The organism is Altererythrobacter sp. Z27 (genome assembly GCF_052683155.1).
In genome coordinates this window covers 234421-253663 of record NZ_JBQYMC010000001.1, presented here as the reverse complement: position 1 = coordinate 253663, position 19243 = coordinate 234421, and the positions used below count along the sequence as shown (strand labels likewise).

The window sequence follows — 19243 nt, the reverse complement described above, 5'->3', positions numbered from 1 at the left end:
GTCGCCCGCGCCTTAGCCTGAATTGCTCCAGCGCGCGAAAATCGCGGTCGGGAGCAGGCGGCTTCCCTCGCCGGTTTCCTCCACCGCCAGATCGCCATGGTCGACAACGCCGGGAAGGTCGCGGAACAATTCCTCCATCAGGCCCGCCAATGCGAGGCTGCTCATCCGCACCGCATAGACCGTGAGGAACAGGAAGCGGCTGTCCTGATCCAGCAGCTTGCGGCAATCGGCCAGCAGGCCCGGCAAATTCTCCTCGAGCCGCCAGGTTTCGCCGTTCGGGCCGCGCCCGAACTTGGGAGGATCGAAGATGATACCGTCATAGCGCTTCTCGCGCCGCACTTCGCGCGCGGCGAACTTGGCCGCATCGTCGACCAGCCAGCGGATCGGGCGATCCTCCATTCCCGAGATCGCGGCATTCTCGCGTGCCTGCGCCACCGACTTTTTCGAGGCATCGACATGGGTCACGCGGCCATGGCGGCTGAGCGCGAGCGAACCCACGCCGGTGTAACCGAACAAATTGAGCGTTTCGGCATCCTCGCGCCCGGCCAATTGCGCACGCATCCATTCCCACACTGGCGCCATGTCCGGAAAGAACTGCAGGTGGCGGAAAGGCGTAGGCTGGGCGGTGAAACTGACTTCGTTCCAATTGACCGGCCAGCCCTCGCCCGGCAGCGACGGGTCAAGCTGCCAGCGCCCGCCGCCATCTTCGTCCGAACCGGGAATGAATTCACCCATCGCAGGCCAATCGGCCTGCCGCGGGGTCCACATCGCCTGCGGTTCGGGCCGGATGAAGCTATAGGGGCCGAAGCTTTCGAGCTTACGCCCGTGCCCGCTGTCGAGCAGGCGATAGCCGCCTTCCCAGCCCTCGCCCACCATCAAGATCGGATCGCGCTTGAGCTCAGCCATCAGGCCGCCGGGCTTGCATGCTGGCTGACGAAATCGCGCACGGCCTCATAATCACCGGGCAGTTCGGTATAGGCTTCCTCGCGTGCGAACAGGTCGCCCACGCGAGAAGGCAGCGCCGGGCGGATACCGGTGGCGCGCTCGACCGCTTCGGGGAACTTCGCAGGATGCGCGGTCGCCAGCGTCACCACAGGGATCGCACGATCGATCTCGCTGGCCCGCGCGGCATGGAGCCCCACCGCCGTGTGCGGGTCGATCGTCTCCCCGGCGTGGTCATAGGCCCAGCGTAGCGCCTGCAGCACTTCTTCTCCGTCGGCGCGCGCGCTGGTGAACAGTGCTGCCGCGCCTTCGCGCTGCGCATTGGTGAGCTGCATCGCCTTGCTTGCCTCGAACCCGCGCATCTGCTCTGCCAGTGCCTTGCCGTCGCGCCCACCGGCATCGAACAGCAGGCGCTCGAAATTCGAGGAGATTTGGATGTCCATCGAAGGCGTGGCGGTGGGCGTCACAATGCCGGTCGAATAGTCGCCTTGCGACAGCGCGCGGTGAAGGATGTCGTTGACATTGGTCGCCACGATCAGCTGCGCCACAGGCAGCCCCATCTGCGCGGAGACATAGCCTGCAAAGACGTCTCCGAAATTGCCCGTAGGCACGCTGAAGGCCACCTGCCGGTGCGGTGCACCGAGCTGCAGCGCGGCCGCAAAGTAATAGACCACTTGCGCCATCAGACGCGCCCAGTTGATCGAGTTGACCGCGCCGATGTTGAAGCGGCTGGTCATGCCCTGATCGCCAAACATGCGCTTCACCATCGCCTGCGCATCGTCGAAGCTGCCTTCGATCGCGATGTTGTGAACGTTGGGAGCGCGCACCGTCGTCATCTGGCGGCGCTGGACCTCGCTCACCCGCCCCTTGGGGTGGAGCATGAAGATATCGACCCCTTCGCGCCCTGCGACGGCATCGATCGCGGCCGAGCCGGTGTCGCCGCTGGTCGCACCGATGATGGTAAGGTTCGATTTGCGACGGCTGAGGAAGGTCTCGAACAGCAGGCCGAGCAATTGCAGCGCCACGTCCTTGAAGGCCAGCGTGGGGCCATGAAACAGTTCGAGCAGCCATTGCTGCTCGTCGAGTTGGACCAGCGGAGTCACCGCATCGTGCGAGAAGCGGCCATAGGCCTGTCGGCAGAGAGCGCGCAGTTCCTCTTCGGAAAGGCTGCCTTCCACGAAGGGCAGCATCACCCGCGTCGCGAGTTCGGCATAGGGCAAGCCCGCCATCGCCGCGATCTCGCCTTCCGAGAAGCGCGGCCACTCGCGCGGCAGGTACAGCCCCCCGTCGCTGGCAAGCCCCGCCAGCGTGGCTCCTTCGAAATCGAGCGCAGGCGCGCTTCCCCGGGTCGAAATATAGTCCATCAATGGCGCGGTTAGACCGTGCCCGCGCGCAGGGCAAGCAAGCTGAACTTGGCCCGGCTCAAGCCTGCTGTTTGATCCGCTTGCGGATCGCGATCCAGTAGATCACCAGCGCGGTGAGCGCGAAGAAGAACCACTGCCCGGCATAGGCAAGGTGGTTGTTGGGCAAATCGCGCGGATCGGGCGCGGCGAGCGGCTGCAAGCCGGCTTGCGGCGGCATCGCCACCAGCCTTGGCCCGGGGGCGATGATCCCTTCGACTTCGCCGCCCTGCCAGTCACCCTCGACCGGTTCGCGCGTGAAGCCGAGCGCGATCTCGACCTCGGCGCCATTGGCCAAGCGACAGGTCGCAACCTGTGCCAGCCCCTTCTGCCCTTCGGACGAAGTCGCCGCCGTGGTTCGCCGCGAGAGCACTTCGACGCAGTCAACAAAGGCAAGGCGATAGAGGTTCTCGCTGGCTTCGGCTTCGTCGCGCGGCCAGTCGACGCGCGAGCCATCGGCCGACACCGCTTCGTAATGCGCGATCAGCGCAGCCTTCTCGTCCGCGCGGCCCAATTGCCAGACGCCCAGCGCAACCATGGTTGCAACGGCAGCCAGGACGATGATCGTCGGGAGGATCGGCAAGCGGCGCAGCATCACAATTCCCGGCCTTCCGTGCCGTGCCCTGCGCTTTCGCCACTTGAGCCCGTGACCGCTTCGCCAGCCTTGTTCCTGTATTCCGCCGCCAGCAGCGCGGCCTTCGAAACACGCAAGCCACCGAGCACTGCCGCAATTGTCAGCGGGATCCAGATCAGCGCATGCACCCACAGCGGCGGGCTTGCCGCCACGTCAAGCCAGATCGCCAGCGCCACCATGATTGCGCCGATCACCAGCGTCAGAAAGCCTGCCGGCCCATCACCCACGTTGAAGCGCGACAGGTCAAGCCCGCACACCCGGCAGCGATCGGCGAACTTCACCGTGCCGCTGAACAGCGTTCGGCTGCCGCAACGCGGGCACAAACCGAAAAGGGCAGCCTGGCGGATGCCGGGCTGCCCCTTCGTTGTGTCTGGACCGTGGTCCGCCGACATCAGTGGACCGGTGCGCCCCAGCCACCCCAGATGTAGACGACGACGAACAGGAACAGCCACACCACATCAACGAAGTGCCAGTACCATGCCGCAGCTTCGAAGCCGAAGTGCTGGCGGGGCGTGAAGTGGCCAATATAGGCGCGGCGGAGGCAGACGATCAGGAAGATCGTGCCGACCAGCACGTGGAAGCCGTGGAAGCCGGTCGCCATGTAGAAGGCCGAGCTGTAATTGTTCTCGCCGAAGGCAAAAGGCGCGATGCCATATTCATAGGCCTGGATGCTGGTGAACAGCAGGCCCAGGATGATGGTGGCCCACAGGCCCTTCTTCAGGCCTTCGCGGTCGCCATGGATCAGCGCGTGGTGCGCCCAGGTGACGGTGGTGCCCGAGCACAGCAGGATCAGCGTGTTGAGCAGCGGAAGCTCGAAAGCGTTGAGCACTTCGAGGCCCTTGGGCGGGAACTGCGCGATCAGCGCGGCGCCTTCCTGCCCGAACAGATTGGTCGTTACCCCTTCGATCACTTCGATCTGCTTGGGGAACAGGGCGAAATCGAAGAACGCCCAGAACCAGCCGACGAAGAACATCACTTCCGAAGCGATGAACAGGATCATGCCATAGCGCAGGTGAAGCTGCACCACCGGGGTGTGATCGCCCTGCTGCGCTTCCTTCACCACATTGCTGAACCAGCTGAAGAAGGTGGCGATGAGCCCGGCAATGCCGAGGCCCAGCACGATCGGCCAGCCCTTGAGGTCGTGCATGAACAGCACCATGCCGCTGGTGAAGGTCAACGCTGCGAAAGCGCCGATCAGCGGCCAGATATCGGGTTCGAGAATGTGATAATCGTGGGTCTTCGTACCGGCCATGACAATCGCGTCCTGTTGCTCTTTCTTGGGCCCTTACCGGCCCCCGCCAGCGGGGTCCAGAGGGTTGGTTTGACTTATCAGCTTGCGGGCTCGATCGCCCGGTGGAAAGTGTAGCTAAGGGTGATCTGTTCGACCCCCTTCATATTCTCGTCTTCCAGCGCGGCCGGATCGACGAAATAGAGCACAGGCATGTGCACTTCCTCGCCCGGCTGCAGCGTTTGCTCGGTGAAGCAGAAGCACTGGATCTTGTTGAAATAGCGACCCGCCTGCTCCGGCTCCACATTGAATGTGGCGGTGCCGGTGATCGGGACGTTCGAATTGTTCTTCGCAACATAGGTCGCCATGTCGCGCACGCCGATCTGCACCGTGTCGGTGCTTTGCGACGGGCGGAAGGTCCACGGCACGTCGCGCGCGACCGAGGCATCGAAGCGGATCGAAATGGTCTTGCCCGCGGCCATGCCAAGCTGCTCGGCACGCTGGGCTTCGGCTTCGCTGGCGACCTGCGTGGTGCCGCCAAAGCCAGTCACACGGCAGAACAGGTCGTAAAGCGGGACCGCGGCATAGCCCAGGCCAAGCATCGCCAGCGCCCCCAGCATCGCATAGATGCCGGTGCGCAGATTGCGTTGTTCAAGACTGGCGACAGTCACGGTTTCAGTCTCCCATCCGCACGATGGTGATGGCGTAGAACAGCACGACGAAGAACAGCAGAAGCCCGCCCAGAACCAGGTTGCGGGCCTTCTGGCGGCGACGATATTCGGCTTCTTCTTCAGGCGTCATGCGAACCATCCTTGCTGGCGAGCCAGCGCATCGACCACCAATGCCGCGAACAACGCGAAGAGGTAGAGGATGCTGTATGCGAACAGGCGCTTTTCGGGCTTCATCGTGTCACCCTCGCCCGCTTCGCGGAAGGCGACCGGCAAGGAAAGCGCGAGGAAGGCCAGCGAAAGCGCCAGAGCGGTCACGCCGTATAGTGCGCCGGTGCCACCGATCAGCCAGGGTGCGGCGGCGATGGGCACGAGGACGATCGAATAGGCGAGGATCTGGCGGCGCGTTGCGCGCTCGCCCGCCACCACCGGCATCATCGGGATGCCGACCTTGGCGTAATCGGACTTCACGAACAGCGCGAGCGCCCAGAAATGCGGCGGCGTCCAGAAGAAGATGATCGCGAACAGCAGCAGCGGCATGGCGGTGATGTCGCCCGTCACCGCGACCCAGCCAATCATCGGCGGGAACGCGCCCGATCCGCCGCCGATCACGATGTTCTGCGGCGTGCGCGGTTTGAGCCACATGGTGTAGATCACCGCGTAATAGACGATGGCGAGCGCAAGGATGCTCGCGGCGAGCCAGCCCACCGCCACGCCCATCAGCGCAACCGAAGCGACCGACAGCGCAATGCCGAAATCGCGCGCGTCGACCGGGTGCATCCGCCCTGCCGGCAGCGGCCGGTTGGCGGTGCGCTTCATCCCGGCGTCGATTTCGGCTTCCCACCACTGGTTGAGCACGGCCGATCCGCCCGCGCCCAGCGCGATGCACAGGATCGCCGTGAAACCGATAACCGGGTGGATATGGCCCGGCGCCGCGAGCAATCCGCACAGGCCGGTGAAGATCACCAGTCGCATCACGCCCGGCTTGGTCAGCGCGAAGAAATCGCGCCAATCGGCCGGCATGCGGGTTGCGGTGGTGGCAGTCATCGCTTGCGTGTCTCGTTCAATCCGAGCGCTGGGCTCTTAAATGGGAGGGCGCACCTTGCGGCACGCCCCCCGTTTCCTGTGCGTGCCCCCGAAGGGGAAACCGCTCCGTCAGGCCTGGGCCGGACGGTGATCGTGGTAATCGTGATGGTCTTCGATCACCGGCAGCGTTTCGAACTGGTGGAACGGCGGCGGGCTCGAAAGCGTCCACTCGAGCGTCGTAGCGCCCTCGCCCCACGGATTGTCCGCAGCCTTCTTGCCAGCCAGGAAGGCGTAGGCAAGGTTGATGAAGAAGAGCACCATCGAAGCGGCCATGATGTAATAGCCGATCGAGCTGATGTGGTTCCAATAGGCGTAGGCTTCGGTGAAGTCCGGATAGCGGCGTGGCATGCCCTGCATCCCGAGGAAGTGCTGCGGGAAGAAGATCACGTTCACGCCGATGAAGAAGCCCCAGAAGTGCAGGTGTGCCAGCAGTTCCGAATGCATCCGGCCGCTCATCTTCGGGAACCAGTAGTAGAACCCGGCGAAGAGCGAGAACACCGCACCCATCGACAGCACGTAGTGGAAGTGCGCCACCACGTAATAGGTGTCGTGGAGGTTGTCGTCGATGCCGCCATTGGCGAGCACGACGCCGGTCACGCCGCCAACGGTGAACAGGAAGATGAAGCCCAGCGCCCAGACCATGGGCGACTTGAATTCGAGGCTGCCGCCCCACATCGTCGCCACCCAGCTGAAGATCTTCACGCCGGTCGGGACCGCGATCACCATGGTGGCTGCGGTGAAGTACATCTTCGTGTTCACGTCGAGGCCGACGGTATACATGTGGTGGGCCCACACGATGAAGCCGACGACGCCGATCGCGACCATGGCGTAGGCCATGCCGAGATAGCCGAACACGGGCTTGCGGCTGAAGGTCGCCACGATCTGGCTGACCATGCCGAAGCCCGGCAGGATCATAATGTAGACTTCGGGGTGGCCGAAGAACCAGAACAGGTGCTGGTACAGGATCGGGTCACCGCCACCGGCAGGATCGAAGAAGGTCGTGCCGAAGTTGCGGTCGGTCAGCAGCATGGTGATCGCAGCGGCGAGCACCGGCAGCGCCAGCAGCAGCAGGAAGGCAGTGACCAGCACCGACCACACGAACAGCGGCATCTTGTGCAGGGTCATGCCCGGCGCGCGCATGTTGAAGATGGTGGTGATGAAATTGGTCGCACCCAGGATCGAGCCTGCGCCCGCAAGGTGCAACGAGAAGATCGCGAAGTCGACCGCAGGTCCTTGCGAGCCTGTGGTCGAGAGCGGCGCGTAGACCGTCCAGCCCACGCCTGCGCCAAGGCCCGTGCCGCCGGGCACGAACATCGAGAACAACAGGCTGAGGAAGCCCACGACAGTAAGCCAGAACGAAATGTTGTTCATGCGCGGGAAGGCCATGTCCGGCGCGCCGATCATGAGCGGGACGAACCAGTTGCCGAAGCCGCCGATCATCGCGGGCATGACCATGAAGAACACCATGATCAGGCCGTGCGCAGTGATGAACACGTTCCACATGTGGTAGTTCGCGTCCATCGACGAGCCGTCGCCGCCGAGGAGGTTGACCCACCAGCCAAGGTACTGGATCCCGTGCTCGGCCAGTTCGAGGCGCATGATGCCCGAAATGCCGCCACCAATGATCCCCGCGACGATCGCGAAGATCAGGTAGAGCGTGCCGATATCCTTGTGGTTGGTCGACATGAACCAGCGGGCGAAGAAGCCCGGCTTGTGATCGTGTGCATGATCACCATGGTGCCCATGGGCCGGGCTGTCGAAACCTTCTGCGGTAGTGGCCATCGTTCAGATACTCTCTGGCTTAATCAGTTCAATCAGGCAGCGGGTGCTTCAGCGGCGGCTTCTTCAGCCGGAGCTTCCGCAGCCGCTTCGTCACCGGCGACAGTGCCGCCCTGCTCGCGCACCCAGGCTTCCCACTGGTCGCGCGGCAGCGCTTCGACCGCGATCGGCATGAAGCCGTGGCGGGCGCCGCACAGTTCGGAGCACTGGCCGTAATAGACGCCCGGCTCCTTGATGATCAGCATCTTCTCGTTCAGGCGGCCCGGCACAGCATCAAGCTTGTACCAGAGGCTCGGCACGGCGAACGAGTGGATCACGTCGGCCGCGGTGGTCTGGATGCGCAGCGGGGTATTCGCCGGCACGACCATGCGGTTGTCCACGCCCAGCTGGTAGGGCTCGCCGCGCGCGACAGCCTCTTCCGGCGTCAACATGTTCGAGATCACTTCGAAGTCGCCATTGTCGGGATAGGTATAGCCCCAGTACCACTGGTAGCCGGTGACCTTCACCGTAACCGCATCTTCCGGCGGCGATTCGTACTGGCGCGCCAGCAGCTTGATCGAAGGCACTGCAATCACCAGCAGGATGATCACCGGCACAACGGTCCAGATCACTTCGATCAGCGTGTTGTGCGTCGTCTTCGAAGGCGTGGGATTGGACTTGCGGTTGTAGCGCACGACCACCCACAGCAGCAGCGCGAGCACCAGCAGGCTGATGATGGTGATGATCGGCAGCAGGATCGCATCATGCATCCACAGGGCATAGTCGCCATTTGGCGAATACTGGTCCTGGAAGGTCAGGTGGCCGTCGACCGGCATGCCCTTGCCCGGAGTCGGCGCCATCGGCGTGTAGCCGGGTGCAGCCTCGGTGGCGGTTGCTTCGGCCGCAGCCGCATCGTCCTGCGCCAGCGCGACGCGCGGCGCGAGCGCCAGCAGCACTGCAATCGCAAGCATGGAAATCAAGAGATAGGCGCGGCGGCCCGTTTGACGCAAAATCATCTGTCTGACGCTTTCCGCTTCGTACGTGTCCTGTAACCCCCACGGTTTAGAGCGATAAACCGCGACAGCCAACCCAATCGCCCCGGCATTCTGTGCCGGGATTGCACGGCCCTATAGGCGCGCTTGCCCACTGCCTCAAGCGCTTCTAGGGAGAAAATTATGCAAGGCCGGATGATCCCGGTGCAATCAGCGAAAGATAGTGGATAACTCACGCATGACCGAAGACGAAGTGCTGTCCGAATTTCGCGCCTGCGGCGCGCTGCTTGAGGGGCATTTCAAGCTCTCTTCGGGCCGGCACAGCGCGCATTACCTGCAATGCGCCCGCGTGCTGATGAACCCGGAGCGCGCCGGTCGGCTGGCCTTGGCGCTGGCGCAGAAACTGCCGCGCGAGATTCGCAGCAAGATCGATGTCGTCGTGTCACCGGCGATGGGCGGCCTTATTATCGGCCACGAAATGGGCCGTGCACTGGGCAAGGACGCGATGTTCCTCGAGCGGCCCGACGGCGTGTTCCACCTCCGTCGCGGATTCGCGCTGGCACCCGGCGCCAAGGTGCTGATGGTGGAAGACGTGGTCACCACGGGCCTTTCCAGCCGCGAAGCGATCGATGCGGTCGGTGCCGAAGGCGGCGAAGTGATCGCCGAAGTCTCGCTGGTCGACCGTTCGGGCGGCGAGGCAGACCTGGGCGTACCTTTCTTCCCGCTCGTGGCGCTCAATTTCCCGACCTATGCCGAAGGTGAAGTGCCCGCCGAGCTGGCTGCGGCCCCCGTCACCAAGCCGGGCAGCCGGAGCTGACGTGACCAGCGTCCTCAAGCCAGCGAAGCTGCGGCTCGGCGTGAACATCGATCACGTCGCCACGATCCGCAACGCGCGTGGCGGGGACCACCCCGATCCGGTGCGCGCGGCGGAAATCGTGGCAGCAGTGGGCGGAGACGGGATCACGGCGCATCTGCGCGAAGATCGCCGCCATATCCGCGACGAGGATCTGGCGCGAATCCAGGCCGCGACCGACCTGCCGCTCAACCTCGAAATGGCCGCGACCGATGAAATGCTGGGCATTGCCTTGCGCCACAAGCCGCATGCCGCCTGCATCGTTCCCGAAAAGCGCGAGGAACGCACGACCGAAGGCGGGCTCGACGCGGCCGGGCTGCACAACCAGCTGGTGCCGATCGTCGACCGGCTCAAGGATGCGGGCATTCGTGTCAGCCTGTTCATCGAAGCGAGCGAGCGCCAGCTCGACGCCGCGCTGCGCCTCGGCGCGCCGGCGGTCGAATTCCACACCGGCGAATATGCCCATGCCCATCTCGACGGCGATAGTGAAAAGACCGCGCGCGAATTGAAGCGCATAGCCGACATGGCCGCGCTCGCCGCCAAGAACGGGATCGAGCCGCATGCCGGACACGGCCTCACATATGAGAATGTCCAGCCGATCGCGGCGATCCCGCAGCTCGCCGAACTCAACATCGGACATTACCTCATCGGCGAAGCGGTGTTCGTCGGCCTCGAGAATGCCGTGCGCCGGATGCGCGAACTGATGGACGCAGCGCGATGAACGGCACCGCCGCGCCCAGCCGCGCACAGAATCTCTGGGCGCTGGCGGCAGTCATACCTTTCCTGCTCAGCATCGCCTTGCTCGGGTATGCCTTCAGCAAGCAGGTGCTGGTGATGTTCGCCGCTGGCTGGCTCCTGCTCCAGATGTTCTGCTATTCCGCCACACTCAAGATGGCGAAGGGCGACACAGCGCATTATCTGGTCAAGGCACAGGTACTGCTGAACTGGACGGTCCTGGCGCTGTTCGTGGCGATGCTGGCGGGGATTGCATGATAATCGGCCTCGGATCGGACCTCTGCAATATCGAACGGATCGCCAATTCGCTCGAGCGTTTCGGCGACAGGTTCGAACAGCGCGTGTTCACCGAGATCGAGATTGCCAAGGCGCGCCGCCGCCCCTTCACCATCGCCGGCACCTATGCCAAGCGTTTCGCCGCCAAGGAGGCCTTCAGCAAGGCGGTGGGCACCGGCTTTCGCCGCGGCGTGTTCATGAAGGACATCGGCGTGGTCAATGCCCCCTCGGGCGCGCCCACTCTGGCGCTGAGCGGAGGCGCGGCAATTCGGCTTGCGGAATTGACGCCGCATGGCCATGAGGCGCTCATTCATCTTACCCTCACTGACGATCATCCATGGGCGCAGGCCTACGTCATCATCGAAGCACGCCCCCTATGACCTCGCAGACCAGCCCAGAAACAGCGAAACCAGCCACAGTGAACACGATCGACAAGGACAAGGCCGTAAAGGCCGACAAGGACCATAAGGAAAAGGTCAACTGGATCGCCGAGATCCGCGGCCTTGCACTGATGCTGCTGGCCGTGCTGGCGTTCCACAGCCTTGTGGCCAAGCCGTTCTACATTCCCTCCACCTCGATGATGCCGACGCTATATGTCGGCGACCGTTTGGTGGTGAGCAAATATCCCTATGGCTGGAGCTGGGCCTCGGCCAGCTTCCACCTGCTGCCGCGCGGCAGCTGGCGCATCTTTGGCAGCACCCCTGAGTATGGCGATATCGTGATCCCCGTGCACCCGGTGCGCGACGAGGACTATATCAAGCGCGTCGTCGCCTTGCCGGGAGACCGGATTGCGGTGCGCGACGGGCGCATCATCCTCAACGGCGTGCCGGTGAAACGCGAAGTCGTTCCCCCGCTGCATATCCCGTTCGAACCCGAACTGCTGTGTGAGGGCGCGCCCTGCCTCAGCGCCTTCACCAATTATTTGGTGCGCGACGCCAATGGTAAGCAGTATTTCGAAGTCCCCGCCTATCGCGAAACGCTGCCCAATGGCGCGACCTATCTCGTGATCGACCATCTCGAAGACCAGCCGCTCGACAATTTCGACGAAATCACCGTGCCGCAGGACCATGTCTTCGTGATGGGCGACAATCGCGACCATTCGGCCGATAGTCGCGAACTCTACAGCCCGCGCGGGCTGATGGGGCCGGTGCCGCTCGAGAATATTGGCGGCCGTGCGGAATTCATCACTTTCTCGCTCGACGGCTCGACCACCTGGAACCCGATCAGCTGGTACGAAAGCCTGCGCGGCGACCGTGCCTGGACCACGCTGCGCCCTGCCAAGGCAGAGCAAGGCACGGCAAGCGAGTAAGCCAGCGATGGCGAAGAAGTTCCTCTACGTCGTCGCAGCGGTCATCGTGCTGGTGATCGCAGTGCTGGTGGTGCTGCGCATCTGGGCGCAAGAACTGACCGCGCTGGCGCTGGTCCCTTCGGCCGAGTTTGCCGAGCAGGCTCCGCTCGCTGAAAACGCCTATGCCGATCCGGCGATGTGGTATTCGCATCCGGGCATGGCGACGAACAAGGATCCGGCGCGCTGGCAGCCGGCCTATGCGGGCGAACGCACAGGCCTGCCTACCCCCGCCGATACCGCCCCGCCCCGTTTCGCGGTCTTCTTCATCCATCCGACGAGCTATCTCGACCGTTCGCACTGGAACGCGCCCTTGGGCAATAAGGACGCCGAGGATCTCGTGCGCGTCTACCTGCGCGGGATGGCCAGCCCGTTCAACCATGCAAGCGCGATCTGGGCGCCGCGCTATCGCCAAGCGACGATGGGCGCCTTCCTCACCGACGGGCCGGAAGGGCAGCAAGCGCTCGACGCCGCCTATCGCGATGTCGAACAGGCTTTCGCGGCCTTCCTCGCCGCCACCGATGCCGAGACGCCGATCGTGCTGGCCGGGCACAGCCAGGGCGCGCTTCACCTGATGCGGCTGCTGCGCGAACAGGTTGCGGGCAAGCCGCTCGCGGCGCGGGTTGCAGCAGCCTACGCCGTGGGCTGGCCGGTTTCCGTGACGCATGACTTGCCCGCGATGGGCCTGCCCGCCTGCGCTGCCAGCGACCAGCCGGGCTGCGTGATGAGCTGGTCGAGCTTTGCCGAGCCCGCCGATCCGGCCCCGGTGCTCGAATCCTATGCGAAATCGACCGGCTTCGACGGGGTGAAGCGCGGCGACAGCCCGATTCTCTGCACCAACCCGCTCACCGGTGGTGCGGAAGCCGCCGCTCCGGCAAGCCTCAACCTTGGCACGCTCAAGCCCGATGGCGAACTGAGCAGGGGCGAACTGGTAGTGGGCGCTGTACCTGCCCGCTGCGACACGCGCGGGCTGCTGCTGATCGGCGATCCGCCCGAGATGGGCCGCTATGTCCTGCCGGGCAACAATTACCACGTCTATGACATCCCGCTGTTCTGGGCGAATTTGCAGGCCGATGTCTCGCATCGAGTGAACGCGTGGGCGGCGGCTCGCTGATCACCGACAGCGCGCTCGACATGCGCGAGGCGCTGTCCGGCGGCGGCGCGCTGCTGGGGCTCGACCTCGGCACCAAGACCATCGGGATCGCCACCTGCGATGCAGGGTGGCGTTTCGCCACCGCAGGCAAGACCCTGCCGCGCGGCAAGTTCGGGCGCGACCGCGAAGCGCTGGCCGCGCTCATCAAGGAGCGTGGCATCGGCGGGATCGTGATCGGCCTGCCGCGCAACATGGACGGCAGCGAAGGCCCGCGCGCGCAGGCAAGCCGCGCCTATGCCCGCAACCTTTCGGAAGCCTTCGCCCTGCCGGTGCTGCTATGGGACGAGCGCTGGTCCACCCAAAGCGCCGAAGCCGCGATGATCGGGCAGGACATGAGCCGCGCCAAGCGGGCCGAGCGGATTGACAGCCATGCCGCCGCCGTGATCCTGCAGGGCGCGATCGACGCGCTGGCAGGCAACGCCTTCTAGCCCTGTGCAAACGATACGGGGACCGGCTAACGTCAGTTGGGTCGGTTCAGCTAGGCAAGCTGTCATATAGATAGACCATGATCGCCACGATCGTATCGTCATAGTTTACTTGCGGGCGGGCGCCAGCAATGAGTTCGCCCGCAGCGAACTCTGGGCCAGGGATGGCTCCCAGCTCAGTTTCCGGAGAATCCATTTTCGGCTCCGCTTGAGCGCACCAGGCGTCATTGCCGCGACTTGGCTGTAGTGTGTCGCTCGCAGGCGGCGCGCCGAAATTAAATCATTGTAATCCAGCAACCGGGGCCGCACAGGATCGGACGATGACTCCGCCCCTCCCTCCGTTCGATCCCGAAAAGGCAGCGCCTTTCTTCTTCCGGCACGGCCATCCGGGCTGGCTGGGCCTGCGCTATTGCGACCACGGTGACGACTGGGTCGAACTGGAGCTGCCTTGGCGCGAGGACTTGCTGGGCGAAGAGGATCGCCACGTGCTCGCCTCGGGCCCGATCATCAGCCTGCTCGACATGGCATCGGGGATGAGCATCTGGACCGCGCGCAAGGTATTCACACCCGTCGCGACGCTCGACCTGCGGGTCGATTACCAGCGCCCCGCGCGCGAGCGCAGCGCCGTGAAGGGCCGTGTCGAATGCTATCGCGTCACCCGATCGGCGGCCTTCGTTCGCGGCATCGCGCATGACGGCGATGCGAGCGACCCGGTCGCGACCATGGCCGGCGTATTCATGACAATCGCAAGGGATCCGCGCAGTGACCGACCGGCCTGAGAGCGAGCGGCACCTCACCGCCTATGCCCGCTCGCTGGGCATCCATGTCGATGGCGAAGAGGACGGCACACCCGTGTTGGCGGTCGATTTCAGCAGCGTGATCGAAGGGCGCCCCGGCGCTTTCCACGGCGGAGCGACGAGCGGGTTGCTTGAAACCGCAGGCTATGCCGCGCTGCGGGCCCGGCTGGAGCAGGAGGGGCGCGATCCGCAGCTCAAGCCGATCAACATCACCGTCCAGTTCCTGAGCGCGGGCAAGCAGAAGCGCACCTATGCGATGGGCCGCATCACAAGGCTCGGGCGGCGCAACGCCAATGTTTCGGTCGAAGCATGGCAGGACGATCGCAACCGGCCGATCGCAACCGCGATCATGAATATCTTGATGGCGGACCGGAAAACCTAGCGCTGGGGCTGGTCGACGCGAAGCCCGTCTTCGCCCAGCCGGAATTCGACCGGTACGCCGTCGATCTCGGTCGAAACCGTAACGCCGCCTTGCTCGATCGACAGCGTCGATCCGTTCGCGTCGAGCGGGATTTCGTCGATATTCTCGATGTCGAGCGGACGGATCGGGCCTTCCGGATCGGGCCGCTCGACCGGTTCGGCGGCAGCGGTTCCGGCGAGCGCTGAACGCATGAAATCGCGCCAGATGCGCGCCGGCAGGCCGCCACCGGAGATGCCGTTGAGCGGCGAATTGTCGTCCTTGCCGATCCACACGCCCACCACCAGATCGCCCGCATAGCCGACGAACAGCGCATCGCGGTGGTCCTGCGTCGTCCCGGTCTTGCCGAAATTGGGGCCGGACAGCATCGCCGCCTTGCCGGTGCCGCGATTGATAGCGGAGCGGAGTAGGCGTTCCATCCCTTCATGCGTCCGGTCGGAGAAATGCGACTGGCCGTCGAACAGCCAATCGAACCAGCCCTGCTCCTCGCGCGGGAAAGCATGCGGCTCGACCGGATAGGCATCGGCAGCAATCGCGGCGTATGCGCTGGTCAGTTCGAGCAGGGTCATGGTCGAAGTGCCCAAAGCAAGGCTGGGGTCGCCCGCGGGCAGGTCCGATGTCACCCCCAGGTCGCGCGCGGTCGCGATGACCCTTCGGCTCCCGACCTTGTTGAACAGCCGCACAGCGGCAACATTGCTCGAGGTCGCGAAAGCTTCCTCGAGCGTGAGCGAAGGCGAGTATCGCTCGCGGGCATTCTTCGGCCGGTACGATCCGCTTTCGATGGCGGTATTGTCGATCCGGTCGCTCGGCTTCATGCCCGATTGCAGGGCAGCGAGATAGACGAACAGCTTGAAGGTGGAGCCCGGCTGGCGGCGAGCCTGCGTGGCGCGGTTGAAGGGCGAGTTGCGATAGTCCTTGCCGCCCACCATCGCCACCACTTCGCCGCTGGGGCGCATCGCCACCAGCGCGACCTGCGCATCGCCCAGCGGCGCGCGCGACACTACGCGGCTGGCGATCCCCTGAAGCCGCGCGTCGAGCGTGGTGGTCAGCGTCTGCTTGGCATAGCCGCTTTCGCTGTCCTGCCGGGCCAACGGCAGCGCCCAGTCGGCGAAATAGGTGCCAGTCGGCAAGGTATTGCGATTGCGCACGTCGAGCCGCGGCGGGCGCAGCGAGGCGGCACGCTGGGGCGTGATGTAACCTTCCTCGGCCATCGCACCCAGCACCAGCTTCATTCGCGCTGCGGCAAGGTCGTAATTGCGCGTGGGCGCGAGCCGCGACGGCGCCTTGAGCAGGCCCGCCAGCATCGCCGCCTGTTCGGGGCGCAGGTTTTCCGGCTGGCGATAGAAGTAATGCAGGCTGGCAGCGCGCAGCCCGTACTGGTTGTCGCCGAAATAGGCGTTGGAAAGATAGCGCGAGAGTATCTCATCCTTGGTCAGCCAGGACTCGAGCCAGAAGGCGATCAAGGCTTCGCGCGCCTTGCGGGTCAGGGTCTGTTCCGGAGTCAGGAAAGTGAACTTGGCGAGCTGCTGGGTGATGGTGCTGCCCCCGCCCACTCCGGTCCATGCGGCACGGGCGATGCCGCGCGGATCGACGCCCCAATGGCTGTAGAACCGCCGGTCCTCGATCGCGAGAAACGCCCCGACGACATGATCGGGCAGCTTCCTCACCTCGACCGGCGCATCGACCGAGGCCCCGCTGCGCGCGATCGGCGTGCCGTCCGATGCCAGCAGTGTGATCTGCGGCGGCGCAACCGGTTCGAGCGACTTGCTCAGCGGCGCTGTCACCGCCAGCCATGCGACAAGCGCAATGAACAGCGCGAGCAGTCCCGCGACGATCCGCACTGCCCACCAGCGTTTGCGGCGCCCGCGCCAATGGGCGGGCTGCCACCAGCCGACCTGCGGCCGATCTTCCCCGAAATTGCGAAGCGCATCATCCCGCTTGCGCCGCCACGGTCGCCAACGCCGCTTCGTTTTGGGCTTGGGCTTGCGGCGCGGCTCGTCATCCGGATCCCAGTCGAACCTCTCGTCGAAATCGTCGAGCGCGCTGCCGTAAGGGTCTTGGAGCGCGTAGAAGCCCGCTTCGGGGCGGTCATCCTCGTAGCGTGAGCGAAGGGTCTTGGTTCGACGAGGGGATCGAAGCCAGGCGAACATCAGACTGTGTTATAGTTTTAATACAGCGAAGGCGAGCGGAATCTTCGCCCGCACCCCGCCGATCAGACCTTCTTCGCCGCGCTTTCGGGCAGGTCTTCGTTGAACACGCGCTGGTAATATTCGCTCACCAGCGTGCGCTCCGCCTCGTCGCACTTGTTGAGGAAGCTCAGGCGGAAAGCGAAACCGATCGATTTGAAGATCTCGGCGTTCTGGGCCCAGGTCATCACCGTACGCGGGCTCATCACGGTCGAGATATCGCCGTTCATGAAGCCCTGGCGCGTGAGATCGGCCACCTTCACCATGTTGGCGATGGTCTTGTCATCGGTGTCGGGGCTCTTGGTCTTGACGATCGCCTGCTCGGTTTCGGCGGGCAGGTAATTGAGCGCAACCACGATGTTCCAGCGGTCCATCTGCGCCTGGTTGATCGCCTGCGTGCCGTGATAGAGGCCGCTGGTGTCGCCAAGGCCCACCGTGTTGGTGGTGGCGAACAGGCGGAAGAACTTGTTGGGCGTGATCACCTTGTTCTGGTCGAGCAAGGTAAGCCGACCTTCGGTTTCGAGCACGCGCTGGATCACGAACATCACGTCCGGGCGGCCGGCGTCATATTCGTCAAAGGTCAGTGCCACGGCGTGCTGCAGCGCCCATGGCAGGATGCCTTCCTTGAATTCGGTGACCTGCAAGCCGTCGCGCAGCACGATCGCGTCGCGGCCGACGAGGTCGATGCGGCTGATATGCGCATCGAGGTTGACGCGCACGCTCGGCCATTTGAGGCGAGCGGCGACTTGCTCGATATGGGTCGACTTGCCGGTGCCGTGATAGCCCTGCACCATCACGCGGCGGTTGTAGGCAAAGCCCGCCAGGATCGCGAGCGTGGTGTCCGGATCGAACACGTAGTTCTTGTCGAGATCGGGGACGCGCTCGTCGGCCAGGCTGAAGGCCGGAACCTGCCAGTCGATATCGATACCGAACGTGTCGCGCACGTCGATCGTGGTGTCGGGCTCGGGGAAGAGAGTCTTGCCCGTGCCGTCGTATTCGGTTTCCATCAAGCTTGCCATGGTGACCGCACGCCTAGACCGGCACACGCAAGGCTGCAAGCACCCAGCCGCCAACATTTTCATTAGGGCTGTGTACGCTATATTGTCGCATCATGGCTTCGCCCGATCCGATCGAGAAACTTCGCCTCAGGCTGGTCGAGCGGGTGCGCGGCGTGTTCAACGACACTGCCGGCGGGCAGCAACCGGTGCCGATATCGGACGAGGCGCTGTTCGAACGCGATTCGCCGATCCGCATGGTCCATGCCGATATCGTGGGCATGATGGTGGGCGGCATTCGCGCTTTGCTGCTGCAAATGCTCCACCCAGAGGCGCTGCAAGGCGTGCTCGACCATTCGAATTTCCGCGAGGACATGCACGGGCGCTTGCGCCGCACCGCGCGCTTCATTGCGGTGACGAGCTTCGGCCACCGCGACGATGCGCAAAGGGCGATCGAGCGGGTCAACCGCATCCATGCGAAAGTCACCGGCAACTTGCCCGATGGCACGCACTATTCCGCCACCAATCCGCGCACGCTGGCATGGGTCCATGTCACCGAAGCGAGCAGCTTCCTTGCCGGATACAAGCGCCATGTGCACCCGGAAATGCCCGGCCATCAGCAGGACGAATACTACCGCCAGTTCGCGCTCATTGCGCGCGCGCTCGGCGCCGATCCGGTGCCTGAGAGCCGCAACGAGGCCGAGGAGCTGTTCCGCGAGATGCGCGCCGATTTGCGCACTTCCGCCGAAGCGCGCGAAGTGGCGCAACTGGTGCTGACCCAGCGCGCGCCGGGCACTCCGCCGGGCCTGCAGGCCTTGCTGGGCGCCGACGCGGTCGAAATGCTGCCACCCTTTGCGCGCACCATGTTGGGCCTGACCCGCCCCGGCATGGCCGCCCTGCCCGCTCGCGCGGCGACCTGGGGCATGGGCAAGACCTTGCGCTGGGCATTCCGGCAGAACTGAGTTACTTCATCCATCAGAGGAGATCGGCCATGTACATTCAAGGTTTTGTGTTGCCGGTGCTGCCCGGCAAGGAAGATGCCTACAAGAAGATGGCGCAACAAGCCGGCGAGATGTTCCAGCGATATGGTGCGATCGAAATCGTCGAGGCGATCGAGGACGACATACCCACCGGCGTGCATACTGACTTTCGCAAGGCGGTGCAGGCCGAAGAGGGCGAAAAAATCGTGTTTTCCTGGGTGGTGTGGCCCGACAAGGCAATTTGCGAGGAAGCGGCCAAGCGGATGCAGGAAGACGAGGAAATGGAACCTCCGGAGGAGATACCGTTTGCCGGCAAGCGGCTGATCTTCGGCGGCTTTACGCCGATCTACACCTTGGGGCGCGACTGAAGGG

Annotated in this window: 23 protein-coding genes; 11 read left to right on the top strand and 12 right to left on the bottom strand. The window is 64.3% G+C overall.

Annotated features, from left to right (window positions below; translation table 11 throughout):
* Positions 1 to 12 precede the first annotated feature (12 nt).
* From ACUJ47_RS01245 to coxB, 10 genes are all read right to left on the bottom strand, one after another.
* Positions 13 to 906 (bottom strand): class I SAM-dependent methyltransferase, encoded by an 894-nt coding sequence (locus ACUJ47_RS01245; RefSeq protein ID WP_445536659.1) that lies wholly within the window; start codon positions 904 to 906, stop codon positions 13 to 15.
* Positions 906 to 2306: a threonine synthase gene (gene thrC, locus ACUJ47_RS01240; RefSeq protein WP_445536658.1), complete on the bottom strand. Its 1401-nt coding sequence runs from the start codon at positions 2304 to 2306 to the stop codon at positions 906 to 908. Before thrC ends, ACUJ47_RS01245 begins: the two co-directional genes overlap by 1 nt.
* A gap of 58 nt (positions 2307 to 2364) precedes the next feature.
* Positions 2365 to 2937, bottom strand: coding sequence for an SURF1 family protein (locus tag ACUJ47_RS01235; RefSeq protein WP_445536657.1), 573 nt, complete (start codon positions 2935 to 2937; stop codon positions 2365 to 2367).
* Positions 2937 to 3368: a DUF983 domain-containing protein gene (locus tag ACUJ47_RS01230; RefSeq protein WP_445536656.1), complete on the bottom strand. Its 432-nt coding sequence runs from the start codon at positions 3366 to 3368 to the stop codon at positions 2937 to 2939. Before ACUJ47_RS01230 ends, ACUJ47_RS01235 begins: the two co-directional genes overlap by 1 nt.
* On the bottom strand, positions 3368 to 4228 hold the full coding sequence (locus ACUJ47_RS01225) for a cytochrome c oxidase subunit 3 (protein ID WP_445536655.1): 861 nt from the start codon (positions 4226 to 4228) through the stop codon (positions 3368 to 3370). The genes ACUJ47_RS01230 and ACUJ47_RS01225 overlap by 1 nt, the downstream gene beginning before the upstream one ends.
* Before the next feature lie 77 nt (positions 4229 to 4305).
* Complete coding sequence (locus ACUJ47_RS01220; protein WP_445536654.1) at positions 4306 to 4875, bottom strand: cytochrome c oxidase assembly protein; 570 nt, start codon at positions 4873 to 4875, stop codon at positions 4306 to 4308.
* Between the two features lie 4 nt (positions 4876 to 4879).
* On the bottom strand, positions 4880 to 5005 hold the full coding sequence (locus ACUJ47_RS01215) for a hypothetical protein (protein ID WP_445536653.1): 126 nt from the start codon (positions 5003 to 5005) through the stop codon (positions 4880 to 4882).
* Positions 5002 to 5919, bottom strand: coding sequence for a heme o synthase (locus ACUJ47_RS01210; protein WP_445536652.1), 918 nt, complete (start codon positions 5917 to 5919; stop codon positions 5002 to 5004). Before ACUJ47_RS01210 ends, ACUJ47_RS01215 begins: the two co-directional genes overlap by 4 nt.
* 108 nt (positions 5920 to 6027) lie before the next feature.
* Positions 6028 to 7740, bottom strand: a complete 1713-nt coding sequence (ctaD, locus tag ACUJ47_RS01205; RefSeq protein ID WP_445536651.1) for a cytochrome c oxidase subunit I — start codon at positions 7738 to 7740, stop codon at positions 6028 to 6030.
* A 32-nt stretch (positions 7741 to 7772) separates the two neighbouring features.
* Positions 7773 to 8732 carry a cytochrome c oxidase subunit II gene (gene coxB, locus ACUJ47_RS01200; RefSeq protein WP_445536650.1) on the bottom strand — a complete coding sequence of 320 codons (960 nt, stop codon included), beginning with the start codon at positions 8730 to 8732 and terminating at the stop codon, positions 7773 to 7775.
* A 214-nt stretch (positions 8733 to 8946) separates the two neighbouring features.
* Between coxB and pyrE the strand changes: the two genes are divergently transcribed.
* The 9 genes from pyrE (at position 8947) to ACUJ47_RS01155 (ending at position 14674) form a co-directional block, all read left to right on the top strand.
* Positions 8947 to 9525, top strand: coding sequence for an orotate phosphoribosyltransferase (gene pyrE, locus ACUJ47_RS01195; protein ID WP_445536649.1), 579 nt, complete (start codon positions 8947 to 8949; stop codon positions 9523 to 9525).
* Between the two features lies 1 nt (position 9526).
* Positions 9527 to 10282, top strand: a complete 756-nt coding sequence (locus ACUJ47_RS01190; protein WP_445536648.1) for a pyridoxine 5'-phosphate synthase — start codon at positions 9527 to 9529, stop codon at positions 10280 to 10282.
* The gene (locus ACUJ47_RS01185; RefSeq protein ID WP_445536647.1) at positions 10279 to 10554 is read left to right on the top strand and encodes a pyridoxal phosphate biosynthetic protein; all 276 of its coding nucleotides are present in this window, start codon (positions 10279 to 10281) and stop codon (positions 10552 to 10554) included. The genes ACUJ47_RS01190 and ACUJ47_RS01185 overlap by 4 nt, the downstream gene beginning before the upstream one ends.
* Positions 10551 to 10952, top strand: coding sequence for a holo-ACP synthase (gene acpS / locus ACUJ47_RS01180; RefSeq protein WP_445536646.1), 402 nt, complete (start codon positions 10551 to 10553; stop codon positions 10950 to 10952). The genes ACUJ47_RS01185 and acpS overlap by 4 nt, the downstream gene beginning before the upstream one ends.
* On the top strand, positions 10949 to 11881 hold the full coding sequence (gene lepB / locus ACUJ47_RS01175; protein WP_445536645.1) for a signal peptidase I: 933 nt from the start codon (positions 10949 to 10951) through the stop codon (positions 11879 to 11881). The genes acpS and lepB overlap by 4 nt, the downstream gene beginning before the upstream one ends.
* Before the next feature lie 7 nt (positions 11882 to 11888).
* Entirely contained in the window at positions 11889 to 13031 is a 1143-nt protein-coding gene (locus tag ACUJ47_RS01170) for a DUF3089 domain-containing protein (RefSeq protein ID WP_445536644.1), read from the top strand.
* A 20-nt stretch (positions 13032 to 13051) separates the two neighbouring features.
* On the top strand, positions 13052 to 13498 hold the full coding sequence (gene ruvX / locus ACUJ47_RS01165; protein WP_445538834.1) for a Holliday junction resolvase RuvX: 447 nt from the start codon (positions 13052 to 13054) through the stop codon (positions 13496 to 13498).
* Between the two features lie 317 nt (positions 13499 to 13815).
* On the top strand, positions 13816 to 14274 hold the full coding sequence (locus tag ACUJ47_RS01160; protein WP_354144731.1) for a PaaI family thioesterase: 459 nt from the start codon (positions 13816 to 13818) through the stop codon (positions 14272 to 14274).
* Positions 14258 to 14674, top strand: coding sequence for a PaaI family thioesterase (locus ACUJ47_RS01155; protein ID WP_445536643.1), 417 nt, complete (start codon positions 14258 to 14260; stop codon positions 14672 to 14674). Before ACUJ47_RS01160 ends, ACUJ47_RS01155 begins: the two co-directional genes overlap by 17 nt.
* Here ACUJ47_RS01155 and ACUJ47_RS01150 read toward each other — a convergent pair.
* Together ACUJ47_RS01150 and cobS are read right to left on the bottom strand one after the other, a co-directional pair.
* On the bottom strand, positions 14671 to 16860 hold the full coding sequence (locus tag ACUJ47_RS01150; RefSeq protein ID WP_445536642.1) for a transglycosylase domain-containing protein: 2190 nt from the start codon (positions 16858 to 16860) through the stop codon (positions 14671 to 14673). The genes ACUJ47_RS01155 and ACUJ47_RS01150 overlap by 4 nt on opposite strands.
* Positions 16861 to 16922: 62 nt before the next feature.
* Complete coding sequence (gene cobS / locus ACUJ47_RS01145; protein WP_445536641.1) at positions 16923 to 17915, bottom strand: cobaltochelatase subunit CobS; 993 nt, start codon at positions 17913 to 17915, stop codon at positions 16923 to 16925.
* A gap of 92 nt (positions 17916 to 18007) precedes the next feature.
* Between cobS and ACUJ47_RS01140 the strand changes: the two genes are divergently transcribed.
* Both ACUJ47_RS01140 and ACUJ47_RS01135 read left to right on the top strand, forming a co-directional pair.
* On the top strand, positions 18008 to 18853 hold the full coding sequence (locus tag ACUJ47_RS01140) for an oxygenase MpaB family protein (RefSeq protein WP_445536640.1): 846 nt from the start codon (positions 18008 to 18010) through the stop codon (positions 18851 to 18853).
* A 29-nt stretch (positions 18854 to 18882) separates the two neighbouring features.
* A complete protein-coding gene (locus tag ACUJ47_RS01135) occupies positions 18883 to 19239 on the top strand; it encodes a DUF1428 domain-containing protein (protein WP_445536639.1) in 357 nt (118 codons plus the stop codon).
* Positions 19240 to 19243 lie beyond the last annotated feature (4 nt).